Annotated in this window: 14 protein-coding genes; 8 read left to right on the top strand and 6 right to left on the bottom strand. The window is 63.6% G+C overall.

The window, feature by feature from the left end:
• The first annotated feature begins 51 nt into the window (after positions 1 to 51).
• From AC0MRV_RS07805 to pdxA, 4 genes are read left to right on the top strand one after another with little or no spacing between them, the layout of a single operon-like run.
• Positions 52 to 843, top strand: a complete 792-nt coding sequence (locus AC0MRV_RS07805) for a cytochrome c oxidase assembly protein (protein ID WP_472763885.1) — start codon at positions 52 to 54, stop codon at positions 841 to 843.
• A gap of 49 nt (positions 844 to 892) precedes the next feature.
• On the top strand, positions 893 to 2695 hold the full coding sequence (locus AC0MRV_RS07800) for an SLC13 family permease (protein WP_472763884.1): 1803 nt from the start codon (positions 893 to 895) through the stop codon (positions 2693 to 2695).
• Between the two features lie 6 nt (positions 2696 to 2701).
• Positions 2702 to 3748 carry a four-carbon acid sugar kinase family protein gene (locus tag AC0MRV_RS07795; RefSeq protein ID WP_472763883.1) on the top strand — a complete coding sequence of 349 codons (1047 nt, stop codon included), beginning with the start codon at positions 2702 to 2704 and terminating at the stop codon, positions 3746 to 3748.
• Positions 3745 to 4785: a 4-hydroxythreonine-4-phosphate dehydrogenase PdxA gene (gene pdxA / locus AC0MRV_RS07790; protein WP_472763882.1), complete on the top strand. Its 1041-nt coding sequence runs from the start codon at positions 3745 to 3747 to the stop codon at positions 4783 to 4785. Before AC0MRV_RS07795 ends, pdxA begins: the two co-directional genes overlap by 4 nt.
• Positions 4786 to 4792: 7 nt before the next feature.
• Here pdxA and AC0MRV_RS07785 read toward each other — a convergent pair whose 3' ends face one another.
• A complete protein-coding gene (locus tag AC0MRV_RS07785) occupies positions 4793 to 5263 on the bottom strand; it encodes an MEKHLA domain-containing protein (RefSeq protein ID WP_472763881.1) in 471 nt (156 codons plus the stop codon).
• A 117-nt stretch (positions 5264 to 5380) separates the two neighbouring features.
• The gene (gene cysK / locus AC0MRV_RS07780; protein ID WP_472763880.1) at positions 5381 to 6355 is read right to left on the bottom strand and encodes a cysteine synthase A; all 975 of its coding nucleotides are present in this window, start codon (positions 6353 to 6355) and stop codon (positions 5381 to 5383) included.
• Positions 6356 to 6625: 270 nt separating this feature from the next.
• Between cysK and AC0MRV_RS07775 the strand changes: the two genes are divergently transcribed.
• Positions 6626 to 7525: a PEP-CTERM sorting domain-containing protein gene (locus tag AC0MRV_RS07775; RefSeq protein WP_472763879.1), complete on the top strand. Its 900-nt coding sequence runs from the start codon at positions 6626 to 6628 to the stop codon at positions 7523 to 7525.
• Here the strand turns inward: AC0MRV_RS07775 and AC0MRV_RS07770 are convergent.
• Positions 7495 to 8277 (bottom strand): MBL fold metallo-hydrolase, encoded by a 783-nt coding sequence (locus tag AC0MRV_RS07770; protein WP_472763878.1) that lies wholly within the window; start codon positions 8275 to 8277, stop codon positions 7495 to 7497. The two genes, AC0MRV_RS07775 and AC0MRV_RS07770, sit on opposite strands and share 31 nt — an antisense overlap.
• 121 nt (positions 8278 to 8398) lie before the next feature.
• On the opposite strand from AC0MRV_RS07770, the gene AC0MRV_RS07765 reads away from it, so the two are divergent.
• On the top strand, positions 8399 to 9022 hold the full coding sequence (locus AC0MRV_RS07765; protein WP_472763877.1) for a YdcF family protein: 624 nt from the start codon (positions 8399 to 8401) through the stop codon (positions 9020 to 9022).
• Positions 9023 to 9148: 126 nt separating this feature from the next.
• On the opposite strand, the gene groL is transcribed toward AC0MRV_RS07765, so the two are convergent.
• The 3 genes from groL to dnaK all read right to left on the bottom strand — a co-directional run bounded on the left by groL (position 9149) and on the right by dnaK (position 13183).
• Positions 9149 to 10783 carry a chaperonin GroEL gene (groL, locus tag AC0MRV_RS07760; protein ID WP_472763876.1) on the bottom strand — a complete coding sequence of 545 codons (1635 nt, stop codon included), beginning with the start codon at positions 10781 to 10783 and terminating at the stop codon, positions 9149 to 9151.
• Between the two features lie 46 nt (positions 10784 to 10829).
• Positions 10830 to 11126, bottom strand: coding sequence for a GroES family chaperonin (locus AC0MRV_RS07755; protein ID WP_472763875.1), 297 nt, complete (start codon positions 11124 to 11126; stop codon positions 10830 to 10832).
• 101 nt (positions 11127 to 11227) lie between these two features.
• Complete coding sequence (dnaK, locus tag AC0MRV_RS07750) at positions 11228 to 13183, bottom strand: molecular chaperone DnaK (protein WP_472763874.1); 1956 nt, start codon at positions 13181 to 13183, stop codon at positions 11228 to 11230.
• A gap of 226 nt (positions 13184 to 13409) precedes the next feature.
• Here dnaK and AC0MRV_RS07745 point away from each other — a divergent pair, with 226 nt between their 5' ends.
• Together AC0MRV_RS07745 and AC0MRV_RS07740 are read left to right on the top strand one after the other, a co-directional pair.
• Positions 13410 to 14084: an LON peptidase substrate-binding domain-containing protein gene (locus AC0MRV_RS07745; protein WP_472763873.1), complete on the top strand. Its 675-nt coding sequence runs from the start codon at positions 13410 to 13412 to the stop codon at positions 14082 to 14084.
• A gap of 347 nt (positions 14085 to 14431) precedes the next feature.
• The gene (locus AC0MRV_RS07740; protein ID WP_472763872.1) at positions 14432 to 15529 is read left to right on the top strand and encodes an AraC family transcriptional regulator; all 1098 of its coding nucleotides are present in this window, start codon (positions 14432 to 14434) and stop codon (positions 15527 to 15529) included.
• Positions 15530 to 15621: the final 92 nt, after the last annotated feature.

Here is a 15621-nt window from a genome sequence, read left to right as displayed (position 1 = left end):
AACGGTTTCAGTTGTCTGACCGCTAAGTGCCGACAAGCATCGGCCGTTTCCATGATCGACTGGCGTCACTGGCACAACGAACCCTACCTGATCGGCGGTCTCCTCCTGCTGGCCTGGAGCTACGCCGTGCTCACCGGTCCGCTGCGCGAACGCATCGCCCCCGGAGCCAAACTTCCGCGTTGGCGGGCGTGGAGTTATTACAGTTCGCTCGTGTTGTTCTACCTCGCGGTCGGTTCTCCTTTCGACCAACTCGGAGAACGTTTCCTCTTCTCGGCCCACATGGCGCAACACGTCGTGCTGATCTACCCCTGCGCAGTCCTGTGGTTGATTGGGCTCCCCGACTGGTTGGTCGACAGTCTGGTGGACCGGCCGGTGCTGCGCCCGCTTGGTCGACTGCTGCTGTATCCGGTGAGCGCCGGCATCCTTTATGTGATGGTGCAAAGCCTCTGGCACGTGCCGGCGCTTTACGACCTCGCGCTGCAGGACCGTTTCGTGCACGTGCTGGAACACGTCACCTTTTTCGGCACGGCCGTGATGTATTGGTGGCCGGTCCTCGCCGTCAGTCGTGTCTGGCCCCCCATGCGACTGGGCGGCCGCTTGGTTTACCTCTTCGCGGTGGCGGTCGGTCTGACCCCGCTCTTCGCCTTCATCACCTTTTCCACCGACATCCTCTACCCCACTTACGAATTTGCGCCGCGTCTCATCGACGGTTTCACCCCGATGGACGACCAACTGCTGGCCGGCGCGATCATGAAACTAAGCAACGTCCTCGTGACGTTTCTCGCCATGACCTGGGTCTTTATCCAGTGGTATCGGCAGAGCGAAGGCCGCAAAGCGGCCTGAAAATTGAGCTGGGAGCGCCGGTTCCGGCCACGTAGCGTCTCATCCGCCCATGACCTGGGAAATCGCGCTTATCTTTGTGCTCCTCGTGCTTACGCTCGCGAGCTTCGTGTGGGAAAAATTCCCGCCCGACGTCACCGCGTTGACGCTGTTCGCCACGTTGATGGTGACCGGGCTGCTGCCCGCGAGTGAGGCGTTGACCGTTTTTGCCAACCCCGCGCCCATCACCGTGGGCGCGATGTTCGTGCTCAGCGCCGCCCTCGTGAAGTGCGGCCTCATCGACCGCATTTCCACGGTGGTCGACCGAGCCGGCAACCTGCCCTACCCGGTCGTGATCGTCGTTATGGTCGCCTTCGTTGCGACCCTCTCGGCCTTCGTCAACAACACCCCGGTCGTGGTGGTCTTCCTGCCCGTCGTGCTTGGCCTGGCCCGGAAGATGAAATTGGCGCCGTCAAAGCTCCTGATCCCGCTCTCCTACGCCGCGGTGTTGGGCGGCACCTGCACCCTCGTCGGCACCAGCACCAACCTCATCGTCAACGGCATCGCGGTCTCGCATGGGGAACGCTCCTTCAACCTCTTTGAGATCGCGTGGCTCGGCATCCCCACCGCAATCCTGGGCGCCATCTATCTGGCGATCGTGGGCAAACGCGTCCTGCCCGTGCGCGAAATGCTGACGGACATCCTCACCGACGAAGAGCGTCGCGAATACATCACCGAGGCCTTCGTCCAGCCCAACTCCCCGCTCGCCGGCAAGACCATCAACGATTCCGGTCTCAAACGCGCCCGCGGGGTGCGCGTGCTCGAAATCGTGCGCAACGGCGTCGCCATCCCCTTCGACCCGACCGAGACCACGCTCCTCCCCGGCGACCGCATGATCCTTTCCTGCCGCCCCAAGGGCATCGCGCACACCCGCAGTGTGGAAGGCATCGACCTCGTGGCCGACCTGCAACTGGGCCTCGAACAGATCGCCGCCCACGAGGGCTCCTTGGTCGAAGCGGTTGTCACCCCGCAATCCGCCCTCGTCGGCCAGACCGTGCGCGGCGTCAACTTCCGCCAACGCTTCCGCATGGTCGTCATCGCCATGCACCGCAAGGGCCGCAACGTGCGCTCGGCCATCGAGACCCTGCCGGTCGAACCTGGCGACGTGTTGCTCATGATGGGCACCGACCAAGCCATCGACCGCCTGCGCAACAGCGATGATCTCATGTTGTTCGACCGGGCGCGGACCCCGGCCAAATCCCCCGCCGGCAAGATGGCCCTGGTCATCGGCGTGATCGCCGCGGTCATCGCTGCCGCCACGTTCGGCATCGCCCCCATCGAAGTCGCCGCCCTTACCGGTTGCGTCGTTCTTCTGGTTGCCGGCGTGCTTAAATCCAAGGAGGCCTACGGCGCCGTCGAATGGAACCTCATCTTCCTCATCTTCGGCATGCTGGGCATGGGACTCGCCCTCGAACGCACCGGCGCCGCCTCCTGGCTGGCCACCCACCTCGTCGACGGCGTGAACAGCCTCGCCAGCAATGAGTATCGGTCCCTCGTGGCCCTGGGGGCGATCTATCTCACCACGATGGTGCTGACGGAGATCCTTTCCAACAACGCGATCGCCGCGCTCATGGCCCCCATCGCGCTGCGCGTCGCGGCCGAACTCGGCGTCGACCCGCGGCCCTTTATCGTGGCCGTGACCTTCGCCGCCTCGGCCGCGTTCTCCACCCCCATCGGCTACCAGACCAACACCTACGTGTATGGAGTTGGCGGATACCGCTTCACCGACTTTCTCAAGATCGGCCTGCCGATGAACGCGCTTTGTTTCGGCATGGCCCTCACTGTGATCCCGGTCATCTGGCCCTTCCACGGCTAAAGCGCCATGCGTGTGGTGATCGCCGACGACCTCTCGGGCGCCGCCGAAATCGCCGGTATCGCGCATCGGCACGGCTGGTCGCCGGTCCTGCTCACCCAAGACCAACTCGGACGCGCGCCGGCAACCTCGGTGCTCGTGATCGACGCCCACACCCGCGATCACCCCGCCGAGGTCGCCGCACAGGTCTGGCAAAGGCTCACCACCCGCCTGCTCGAACGCTTTCCCGCCGCTCGCTTTTTCAAAAAGTGCGATTCCGTGCTACGCGGCCACATCGCCGTGGAATCACGAGCCATGGCCGCCGTGCTCGGCGTCCCGCGAACCTTGTTGGTGCCGGCCAATCCGTCGCGCGGACGCACCATCATCGAGGGAAACTACCTCATCGAGGGCAAACCACTCCACACCACCGCCTTCGCCCACGATCCGGCTCACCCGGCCACCCGTTCCCAGGTTCAGACCCTGCTTGGCGCAGAAGCCGGTGACCTCGCAATCCCGGACCTGCACTCCGTTGCGGACGTGGTGCGTGCCATCACGGCGGCCAAGGATGCCACACTCATCGTCGGCGCGGCCGATGCCTTCACTGCTTGGTGCCCCGCGGCCCCCTCGCCCAACGCGCTCACGGCCAACCCGACCCCGCGACGTCACTTCCTCATCGTCAACGGCAGCACGGCGCCCGCCCCACTCGAAACGCTGCGCGCGCACGGCGTCACGATGTGTGACGCAACCAGCTCGCTTGAAAGCGTGCACAGCGCCCTGCGGCGGGAACGGCGGGTTCATGCGCAGGTCGGCCCGGAGGACCTTAACCGCCTGCAAGCCCTCGCCCGGATGGCCGTGGAAACGGGCGACACGCACCTCGCGCTGACCGGCGGCGCCACCGCCCGCGCCGCCTGTGACGAACTCGGACTCGCTTGTTTTACTGTCAGCGCAGAATGGACGCCGGGGGTGGTCTCGTTGTTGCCGAAAGCCACCACGCTCCCTGCGATCACGATCAAACCCGGCAGCTATCCGTGGCCGGCCGCTTTTCTGCAGCACGCTTGTTCCCCTGAGGCCCCATGACCAACTCCACCATGTCTCGTCCGCTCATCGGCATCGCCACCGGCGATCCGGCTGGCATCGGCCCGGAGATCACCGCCAAGGCCGTCAGCGATCCCGCGCTGCTGGACCTCTGTAGACCGCTCGCCATCGCCGACGCCAGGGTGATGCGCGACATTGTGCAACGCTGCGGCATCGAGCTCGAAATCCGCCCGGTCTCCTCACCCGCGGAGGGCCGCTACGAAGTCGGCACGCTTGACGTGCTCGACCTCGCCAACGTCGATCCGGCAACCTTCGCTTTCAACACCGTGGCGGCTTCGTCCGGTCAGGCGTCGTTTGACTACGTGGTCAAAGCCATCGAGCTCGCGCAGTCCGGCGTCATCGACGCCACCGTGACCGGTCCGATCCACAAGGAGGCCCTGCGCGCCGCCAACCTGGATTTTCCGGGCCACACTGAAATCTACGCCCACTACACCGGCACCCGCGACTACACGATGATGCTGGCCGAAGGAAACTTCCGCGTCGTGCACGTCTCGACCCACGTCTCGCTGGCCGAGGCCATTCGCCGGGTGCAACGCGAGCGCGTGCTCAAGGTCATCCGTCTCGCCCACGCCGCCCTGCGCGACATGGACATCGCGACGCCCCGCATCGCCGTGGCCGGACTCAATCCCCACGCCGGCGAAAACGGCCTGTTTGGGCGGGAGGAGATCGACGAGATCATTCCCGCGATCGACGCCGCCCGGGCCGAAGGCATCGCCGCCCACGGCCCCTTCCCGCCCGACACCATCTTCCCCAAAATGCGCGGGGGCGAATTCGACGTGGTGGTCTGCATGTATCACGATCAGGGCCACATCCCGACGAAGCTCCTGGGCTTCGACTACGACCACGCCACCGACACCTGGAAATCGATGGCCGGCGTCAACATCACACTCGGTCTGCCGATCATTCGCGTGTCGGTCGACCACGGCGTCGCCTTTGACCGCGCCGGCACCGGCACCGGCAACCCCGGCAGCATGATCGAGGCGATCCGCTACGCGGCGCGGTTGTGCGCCAAACGCTAGCGGTCGGTCATCCGACCGGCGTCCATTGCGCAAAGGTGGCCGCCTGCCCTCGCGGCACCCCGGCCTCGTCGCTCACGTTCCAGACCGTCGCCTGCTCGATCATAAAACGCCGACCGGATTTTGAAATCCGCACGCCACGGTAGTCATCGATGAAGCCCTTCGTCGTCACCGCCGCCAACAAGCGCGCCCGCTCTTCGCGACTCACCGGCTCGGCGGAATAGCGCGACGGTAGTTGCATCATTTCCGTCCAACTGAGCTCAAACAGGCGCTGGGCGGTGAGGTTGGCGTAGTTAAAAATCGGATCGGTCTCCGTGCCATGGGAGAGCACCACAAAGGGGGCGTGGTAAAGCGCCCGGGCACGCTCCTCCGGCGTGCTGCCTGCCTGCAGCACTCGTCCAGTAAACGCGCTATACGACGACGCCAACATGGCGACATGGGCAGCCAGGTAGTCATTGGAGGCGGCGGGTTCGGGTCTCATCTCAAAGGCTGAAAACCGAAGTCCCGGCTCCCGACCCTTTCAGGCCAAGAGCCGGGACCGGCTTGGGGTTAGGAAGCCCGACTGCGCTGGGGCGCAGCCGGGGATTTGGAAACTAGATCAGCTCTTGATCAGATCGTCCAGCGAATCACTTTCCGTGTTCACGTCGGCGAAGAGCCAAGTGGACAAGTAGCGCTCGGAGCAGGACGGGATGATGGCAACGACAGTCTTGCCGGCGTTTTCGGGGCGCTTCGCGACCTCGAGGGCGGCCCAGGTGATCGCGCCCGAGGAGATGCCGATCGGGATACCGTCGAGTTGGGAAACTTCTTTGGAGATCGGACCCGAGTCCTCCTCCTTCACGGTCACGACCTCATCGTAAACCTTGGTGTTGAGCACGTCGGGCACAAAACCGGCGCCAATGCCCTGCAGCTTGTGCGGGCCCGGGTTGCCGCCGGAAAGGACCGGCGACGAGGCCGGTTCGACCGCGATCATCTTGAGGTCGCCGTTCTTCTCTTTGAGGACCTCGCCAACGCCGGTGATGGTGCCGCCGGTGCCGATGCCGGCCACGACGAAGTCGACCTTGCCGTCGGTGTCTGCCCAGATCTCCTCGGCCGTCGTGCGACGGTGCACAGCCGGATTGGAGGGATTGGCAAACTGCTGCAGGATCACGGCGTTGGGGATCTGCGCGGCGAGTTCCTCGGCCTTGGCGATCGCCCCCTTCATGCCCTTCGGGCCTTCGGTGAGCACGAGACGGGCACCGAGCACCTTGAGCAGTTTGCGGCGCTCCATGCTCATGGTCTCCGGCATGGTGAGGATGAGCTTCAGCCCCTTGGCGGCGGCGACGAAGGCCAGCGCGATACCGGTGTTACCCGAGGTGGGTTCAATGAGCACGGTGTTCTCGTTGATCGCGCCGCTCTGGAGCGCGTCGTCGATCATGGCGAAGCCGATGCGGTCCTTGACGGACGAAAGCGGGTTGAAGAACTCGAGTTTGAGCAACACATCGGCGACCGCGCCGTGCTTTTGCGCCGTGCGGTTGAGACGCACGAGCGGGGTATTGCCGATGGTTTCAGTGATGTCGTTGTGAATGCGGGCCATGGTGAGGGGATGGGTCGTTGGGTGGATTACGAAATTATTGGGCTAATAGATAAACTTACCTAAATTAAAAGTCTACGGTTTAATCGACTTTGTCGCCGAGGTCAGGCGATGGGCGATGCGGGACGGCAAGCGCACTACCCGCGAGATGCCGATTTCCCCCCAGAGAACACGGACCACAAACCACCAATTTAGGTAGGGTAACACGCCTATTACAAACATCTTGTGAACTTTTCCTCCTTCCCGGAGTCTTCATAGACGGAGGCACGGCCAATGCGGCGCACGATCATCAAACTCCTCGGGCTCCTCGGCACGAGTCCACTCCTTGCGGTGACCTTTGTCTGGGACGGGTCCGAAAGCACTTTGGTCTCCGACGACGACAACTGGTTCTCGGGGAGCGCCCCTTCCGGCAATCCGAACTTGGAGTTTAACGCCGGTGCGCCGCCGAACCTGACGGTGTATTTCGATTTCGGCGCGGGCGCCATCACCGGGGTCGACGATGTAAACTTTGGTGCTTCAGCGGGCGCCTACACCCTCACCAGCGACAGCACCAACCAACTCCAAATCGGCAACATCACCAACAACTCCGGCAACCTGCAAATCTTCGACCTCGAGCTCGAATTTCAGAACAAGGAAACCGTGCTGGCCGGGTCCGCCGTGCAGTTCAACCAGGCGGTGACGACGAAAACCGGCAACACCGAGCTCACCTTCTCCGGCAGCTCGGAAATCATTGCCGGCGCGAGCAACATCTTTGATTCGAGCATCAATCTGTTTCTCAACAATACGACCCTCGACCTCGGCAACACCACGCAGTCCCTGACCAGCATCACGGTAACGGGAGACTCGGTGATCGATTTCGGCGGTGCTGGCGCGGCGCTCACGTTATTTGAACTCAATGTCATTGGCGGCAGTTTGACCGTCTTGAACTGGACCGGCGATCCGGGTGATTTTCTGGTTCAAAGCGCCGTCGACAGTGCCAGCCTCGCCAACATCACGTTTGACGGTTGGGGAGATGCGACCTGGGACTCCGGCACTGGCGTCACGCCGGTGATTGTGCCGGAGCCCGCCACCTACGGAGCGGCTCTCATCAGCCTCATGGCGACCTTCTACGCGCTGCGCCGCAGGCGTTCGTCGGCACCGCTTTACCCTAGTTCCAGGCGTAGACCGTCGTAGGCGATACGCACCGTTTCCGGCAGTTCCGCCTCCGTCTCCGCGTGGTCGGACAAGTGCGTAAGATGCGTGAGGTAGGTGAGCGGCGCACCGATTTGTTTGGCCACCGCCACGGCCTCGTCGATTGACATGTGCGAGGGGTGCGGTTGCGGCCGCAAACCATCGAGCACGACCACATCGGCATCGAGCGCCAGGTCGACCGCCTCGCGGGGCACACGTTTGCAGTCGGTGTAATAAACAAACTTCTTTCCGCTGCTGCGCTCAGTGAACACAAGGCCCAGCGTGTTGATGCCGCCGTGGGGCAGCAGCGTCGATTCGATGGTGCCCTGCTCCAACTCCAGCCGGTCCGGCATCTGGTCCATTTTGAAGGCGGCGTAGCCCTTCACCACCGGACGATCGAGAATCGCATAGGGGTAGATCGACAGCACGCGGCTGATGCCTTCGTCGGTCGAATACACCTTGAGCGCCTCGCCGCCCAGCAGGTCGCAAAAGCGCCTCAGGTCGTCCATGCCGGTGATGTGATCCGCGTGGCCGTGGGTCAGGATGAAGAGGTCGATCCAGTTCACCTTCTCCTCCACGCACCGCAGCCGGAACTCCGAAGAGGCATCCACCTGAATATGCAGCCCGTCCATCACCACATGGATGCAGGCGCGCGTGCGACGATTCCGCGGATCGGGCGACGTGCAGACCGCGCAGTCGCACGCGATCATGGGAACGCCTTGAGAGGTGCCGGTGCCGAGAAAAATGACTTCCATGCACCGACCAACGAACCTGCCAGCCCCCACGCTGGGAAGCGCAAAACGCACCCCTGCATGGATTGTGACCGCGGCGTTGCTGAGCCGGGCCATCCCAGCCACGCTCCCTGATGCCGACGCCATGCACTCGGACCCCGCCCAACTCGTCTTCAACCACCTGAACCTCCGCTCCAGCCAGCCGCCGACCGGCTGTGACGTGATCATTGGCTTCGGTCATTTTGACCAACGCATCGCCCGCCATTGCGGTGATTTGTGGCGCGCGGGCGTCGCGCCGCGGGTGCTTTTCACTGGCGGAGTCGGCGCCGGTTCCGCCGACCTGGATCGACCGGAGGCCGAGGCCTTCGCCGTCACCCTACAGGCGCACGTCCCGGAGTTTCCCGATGCCGCCCTGCTGCTGGAAACGGAGTCCACCAACACCGGCGAGAACATCCGCAACTTGAACCTGAAAGCCAAAGCCGCGCACTGGTCGCTCACCACGGTCGCACTGGTCGCGAGCCCTTATCGGATGCGGCGGGTTGCCCTCACCTGGCGCAAGCAGGGAGCCGGCAAAGCCTTCTTCTGTGCGCCGCCGCCGACTAAGTTTCACGACGAGATCGAGTTGTTTCGCAGCAAGCGCGAGGACCTCATCGCGATGTTGCCCGGGGAAATCGATCGCCTCACCACCTATGCGGAGCGCGGCTGGATCGCCGCCGAGTCGGTGCCACTGGAAGTCGCCGCGGCGGCGGAACGACTGCGCACCAGATAAGGCAGTTGCGCCGCCGCGTTCACGGCCCGTTCGGCGAACGCGCCCTGCCCCCCAACAAAAAACCCGCCCCGCGCGAGCGGGACGGGCTTGGTGATTGGTTTTTGGATACGCGGATGAAGCGCGGACTCAGTAGCCCATGCCGCCCATGCCATCCATACCGCCGGCGGGAGCCGCGGCCTCTTTCTTCTCCGGGATCTCGGTGATCATGCACTCGGTGGTGAGGAGCAGACCGGAGATGGAGGAAGCGTTCTGGAGCGCGGTGCGGGTGACCTTGGTCGGGTCGACGACGCCGGCCTTGAGCAGGTCGACATACTCGTCGGTCGCCACGTTGTAGCCTTGGGCCCCCTTGCTCTTGAGCACGGTCTGAACGACCACGCCACCGTCGACACCGGCGTTGGCGCAGAGCTGCTTGAGGGGAGCCTCGATGGCGCGACGCACGATGCTGGCACCGATCTTTTCGTCACCGGCGAGATCGGCGTCCTCGATGGCCTTGGCGGTGCGCAGGAGCGCGACGCCACCGCCAGGGACGATACCCTCTTCCACCGCGGCGCGGGTGGCGTGGAGGGCGTCCTCGACGCGAGCCTTCTTCTCCTTCATCTCGGCTTCGGTCGCGGCGCCGACGTTGATGACGGCCACGCCGCCGGCCAACTTGGCAAGGCGCTCCTGGAGCTTCTCGCGGTCGTAGTCGGAGGTGGTCTCTTCGATCTGGCGGCGGATCTGCTTCACGCGGCCCTGGATATCCGAGGACTTGCCGGCGCCTTCAACGATGGTGGTGTTTTCCTTGTCGACGGAGATGCGCTTGGCGCGGCCGAGGTCGGACACCTGAACGTTCTCAAGCTTGATGCCGAGGTCTTCGGTGATGCACTTGCCACCGGTGAGCACGGCGATGTCTTCGAGCATGGCCTTGCGGCGATCGCCGAAGCCCGGAGCCTTGACGGCGCAGACGTTGAGCGTGCCACGGATCTTGTTCACCACGAGGGCGGCGAGGGCCTCACCTTCGATGTCCTCGGCGATGACGAGGAGGGGCTTGCCGGACTTGGAGACCGACTGGAGCAGCGGGAGGAGGTCCTGCAGGGAGGAAATCTTCTTCTCGTGGATGAGGATGTAAGCGTCCTCGAGGACGGCTTCCATGGCCTCCTGGTTGGTGGCGAAGTAAGGCGAGAGGTAACCCTTGTCGAACTGCATGCCTTCCACGACGTCGAGGGAAGTCTGGATGGACTTGGCCTCTTCGACGGTGATGGTGCCGTCCTTGCCGACCTTGTCCATGGCGTCGGCGATGATGTCACCGATCTCGGTGTCCCAATTGGCGGACACGGTCGCGACCTGGCGGATCTCTTCGCGGTCGTTGACCTTCTTGGAGATCTTGTGGAGCTGGGCGACGGCGGCCTCTACGGCCTTGTCGATGCCACGCTTGAGGAAGATCGGGTTGGAACCGGCGGCGACGTTCTTGAGACCTTCGCGGTAGATGGCCTCGGCGAGCACGGTGGCGGTGGTGGTGCCGTCACCGGCGTTGTCGGAGGTCTTGGAGGCGACTTCCTTCACCATCTGCGCACCCATGTTCTCGTAGGCGTCCGGAAGCTCGACTTCCTTGGCCACGGTCACGCCGTCCTTGGTGACGGTCGGGGAGCCGAATTTCTTGTCGATGACGACATTGCGGCCTTTCGGGCCGAGGGTCACCTTGACGGCGCGGGAGAGGACCTCGACGCCCTTGAGGATCTTGGAGCGAGCGGACTCGTCGAAGAGGAGTTGTTTGGCTGCCATAATCTTAAATCTGGTTTGGTGTTTAAAGCTTCTGGGTTGAGCGGGATCAGACGATCACACCGAGGATGTCGTCTTCACGGACCAGCTTGTATTTCTGACCGTCGACTTTGACCTCGGAGCCACCGTAGGGGCTGAGGAGCACCATGTCGCCGACCTTGACCTCGAAGTCGACGGCCTTGCCGCTGTCGTCCTTCTTGCCGGTGCCGAGGGCGATGACCTTGGCCTCCTGCGGCTTCTCTTTGGCGGAGTCCGGGATGATGATGCCACCACGGACTTGTTCCTTTTCCTCGATGTGCTGCACGAGCACGCGATCACCGATGGGCTTGATGCTTACTTTAGCCATATGATTGGGATGTTGGGTTGTTTTAGGGATAAGGTTGTTGGATTGCGGGATCACAAAAGCGCACCGCGGGATGACGAATCATCCACGATGCGCGAAAGGGTTTAGCTCTTCTTCTTGTCGTCGTCGTCGACCACCTCGAAGTCGGCATCGACGACATCGCCGTCGACCTTCTTTTCCTTCTTCGGCGCGTCAGCACCGGCCGCGCCGGCGGCGGCCGCGGCGGCCTCGGGGTCAACCCCGGCGGCTTGCGCGGCCTCGGCGGCTTTGGCGTAGAGCTCTTGGCCGACCTTGGAAAGGTTCTCCATCGCGGCCTTCATCTTGTCGACGTCGCCGGACTCAAGGTCTTTCTTGGCGTCGGCGATGGCGGGCTCGATCTTGGCCTTCACGTCGTCGGGCAGTTTGTCGCCGTTGTCCTTCAGCGCCTTCTCCATCTGGTAGATGGTGGAATCGAGCTGGTTCTTGGTCTCAACGGACTCCTTGCGCTTCTTGTCCTCTTCGGCGTGAAGCTCGGCTTCCTTGGTCATCTTCTCGACCTCTTCGGAAGAGAGACCGGAGGAACCTTGGATGGTGATCTTCTGCTCTTTGCCGGTGCCCTTGTCCTTGGCGGTGACATGGAGGATGCCGTTGGCGTCGATGTCGAAAATGACCTCGATCTGCGGCGTGCCGCGCGGCGCCGGCGGGATGCCGTCGAGGCGGAAGGTGCCGAGGTTCTTGTTGTCCTTGGACATCGGGCGTTCGCCTTGCAGCACGACGATTTCGACCGAGGGCTGGTTGTCCGAGTAGGTCGAGAAGACCTGGGACTTCTTGGTCGGGATGGTGGTGTTGCGGGAAATCATCGGCGTGGACACACCACCGGCGGTCTCGATGCCGAGGGTGAGCGGGGTCACGTCGAGCAGGAGCACGTCGCGCACGTCGCCTTGGAGCACGCCACCCTGGATGGCCGCGCCGATGGCGACGACTTCGTCGGGGTTCACCCCTTGGTGCGGCTGCTTGCCGGCGAGGCCGCGGGCGAGTTCGACGACCTTGGGCATGCGGGTCATGCCGCCCACGAGCACGAGCTCGTCGATGCCGGCCGACTCGAGATCGGCGTCGCGCAGGCAGGACTTGAACGGGGCGATCGTGCGCTCGAAGAGCGAATCGCAGACCTGCTCCATCTTGGAGCGGGAAAGAGTGATGTTGAGGTGCTTCGGACCGGAGGCATCGGCCGTGATGAACGGCAGGTTGATGTCGGTGGACTGCGCGGAGGACAGCGCGATCTTGGCTTTTTCCGCTTCCTCCTTGAGACGCTGCAGCGCCATCGGATCGGAGCGGAGATCGATGCCCTGCTCGGACTTGAAGGAATCGACGAGCCAGTTGATGAGGGCCTCGTCCCAGTTGTCACCGCCGAGGTGGGTGTCACCGTTGGTGGCCTTCACCTCAAACACGCCGTCACCGATCTCGAGGATGGAAACGTCGAAGGTGCCGCCGCCCAAGTCGTAAACCGCGATCTTCTCGTCGGACTTTTTGTCGAGACCGTAAGCGAGCGAAGCGGCCGTGGGCTCGTTGATGATGCGGAGCACCTCAAGGCCGGCGATCTTGCCGGCATCCTTGGTCGCCTGGCGCTGGGCGTCATTGAAGTAGGCCGGCACGGTGATCACCGCTTGGGTGACTTGGCCGCCGAGATAGGCTTCGGCATCGGCCTTGAGTTTCTGCAGCACGAAGGCAGCGATCTGCTGCGGCGCGAACTGCTCGGTCTTATCGCCCACCTGAGCCTCGATGTAGGCGTCGCCATTTTTGCCCTCGACCACCTTGTAGGGCAGGTTCTTGGCCTCCTCCGAGACTTCGGAGAACTTGCGGCCGATGAGGCGCTTGGCCGAGAAAATGGTGTTGCGCGGATTCGTCACCGCCTGGCGCTTGGCGGCCTGACCGACAAGACGCTCGCCGGACTTGGTGAAAGCGACGACCGAAGGCGTGGTGCGCGCGCCTTCCGCGTTGGGGATGACCACCGGTTCTCCGCCTTCCATGACGGCCATGCAGGAGTTGGTGGTGCCTAAATCGATTCCGAGAATACGGCTCATGCCCTCCCCCCAAGCAATGCATGTGCCCTACCGGCCTTTCTTACTCTTTTACCTTTATATCAATTATTTACAGTATTCTCTCGTATGTTCCAGGCCTTCTTACCTGCGACAGCTTGCGCCTTCCTGTCTCACCCTGTGACACAGGGTCTGCGCCATGAGCGAGGTGGTGTCACATCAGACCGACCGATGCTTGCAGCCAGGAATTGGCTGCATCTACGTTCACGACGTGGAAACCGAAATCATCGTCCCGGAGGAAATCGGCGTGATGACCCTGCCCGACGTGGCCTTCTTCCCGCAGGCCCTCATGCCGCTGCACATTTTTGAGGAACGCTACCGGTTGATGCTTCGCAACGTCCTGCGGTCCCATCGCATTTTTGCCGTGACGGGACTTCATCCCGCGTCAGATCCATCCGAAGAACGCGGTCAACGCATCGCCACCGCGGGCATCGTGCGGGCGTGCAACCAAAACACCGACGGCACCTCCAACCTCCTGCTGCAGGGGTTGGTGCGCGTGGAATGCGAGTCGATCGTGCGCGAAGACCCCTACCGCATCATCCGCGTGCAACCGCTCGCGAGCACGGCCGGTGCCGCCGAGGCCGAGAATCGCAAGCTGCGGCGGCGAGTCGAACGACTGCTCGCCCTCAAACGCCAACTCGGCTCTCCGGTGCCGCCGGGGTTCACGGAATTCCTGCGCACGGTCGACGACGCCGAATCGTTCGTCGACCTGGCGGCCTTCACCTTGTGCGACAGCACCTCGCTGAAACAAAAGCTGCTGGAGACGCTCGATGTGAACGCGCGCCTGCAACTCTACGGTCGGGCGCTGCGGCAGGAGATCGAGACCTTGAGCCTGCACCGCAAGCTGCAAGGGCGTTTGGGCGACGACGAAATCGCCAACAATTGATTCGGACGGACGTTCTCGCCGGGACCCCGGCCTAGGGCATTCCCCTGAAATCGGACCGTGGTTGCGCTACCACCTGAGTCATAGCAGCCCCTTAACCATCGCTCGCTTGACCGGCGAATCCGCTCTCCGGTGCGATGGTGGTGCGCTGCTGCTCGTTCATTTCCACCCCGGAGCAGCGGCTTTGCCCCCACCCCATGTGCGCCGCCGTTTCACCTCTTCCCCGCCTCGATGCGCCGCCATCGGGTCGTCGTGCAGCGGTGGCCGTTCCGGCCCAGGTGGCGCCTTCCCCGGGTCGCGTTCGACGCCAGCGGATCCTGGTCGCTGCCCCGGGGGCACCACTCGGGTTCATGCAGGGTCTGGCCCAATATGCACGGGAGCAGAATTGGCACTTGGTGACGGACGTGATCCACACCGGCGTGGTGCCTCACCGCTGGGAGGGAGACGGAATCATCGCGCTTGCCTGCTATGGCCACGAAGGGGTCACCGATGCCATGCCCGCCGGCGTCCCCTGCGTCACCGTCTCGCTCGCCGCGGAATCCCGCGCCCGGCCTCGGGTCGAACCCGACCAACGGGAGATCGGGCGGTTGGCCGCGAAACACCTGCTCGAGCGAGGCTGCCGCGATTTCGTGTGGGCGCCGTTCCTCGATGACCTGCCGAACCGGCAACAGTTCGAAGGCTTCCATGCGGTGATCGGTCCCGAAGGTTTCAATTGCCGCCTGCTGCCGCCGGCCCACCGCCGGCTCGGCCGCGCCTGGCACGACAACGAACAGGAATGGCGGCATGCGCTCCGTGACGTCTTCACGTCCCTTTCCCAGCCCACCGGACTGTTCGCCAACAACGACAGTCTGTGCGGTCGTGTGCTGGCCGCCGCCGAGGCCGCCCACATCGCGGTGCCGCGGCAACTGGCCCTGCTCGGTGTCGGCAATGATCCGGCCGACTGCGGTTCAGCCCCGATTCCTCTCTCCACCATCGCGCTGAACGAGCTGCAGGTGGCCCACCGCGCGGCTGAGACCCTGCAGCGGCTGCTCGAGGGTCAGGCGCCCGATTCGGCCGTCGTGCTGGTTCCGCCGCAGGGCGCGATCACCCGCGAGAGCACCGGCATCGAGCCGGAACATGATTCACGTATCCAGCAAGCGGCTACATTCATTTCGCAGCACAGTGCCGACCCGCGCCTGGGCGTGGTGATGGTGGCGGAACAGGTCGGCATCTCCCGCCGTCAGCTGGAACGCGACTTTCGCAAGCTGAAGGGCTGCACCGTGCGGGAATACATCGAGGAAACGCGCATGCTGCTGGCCGCCCGCATCCTGCTCGATCAACCGCAGACGAAGGTGCTCACGATCGCCGACTCCATCGGCATTTCCGACCCCAACAGTTTCTTCCGCAAGTTCCGCAAGCGTTTTGGTCTGACCCCGGCGGCGTATCGTCGGGAACACGCCGCGACCTAAGGGCCGGCCGCCGCCGCAAGTGGGCCAACCCAATAAAAAGCCCCCGGCAATTGCCGGGGGCTTGGTTTTTCCTAGTGGGTGCTTCCAGAGAC

Source organism: Actomonas spartinae (genome assembly GCF_051209155.1).
Taxonomy (GTDB): Bacteria; Verrucomicrobiota; Verrucomicrobiia; order Opitutales; family Opitutaceae; genus Actomonas.
This window is presented reverse-complemented; position numbering and strand designations above follow the sequence as displayed.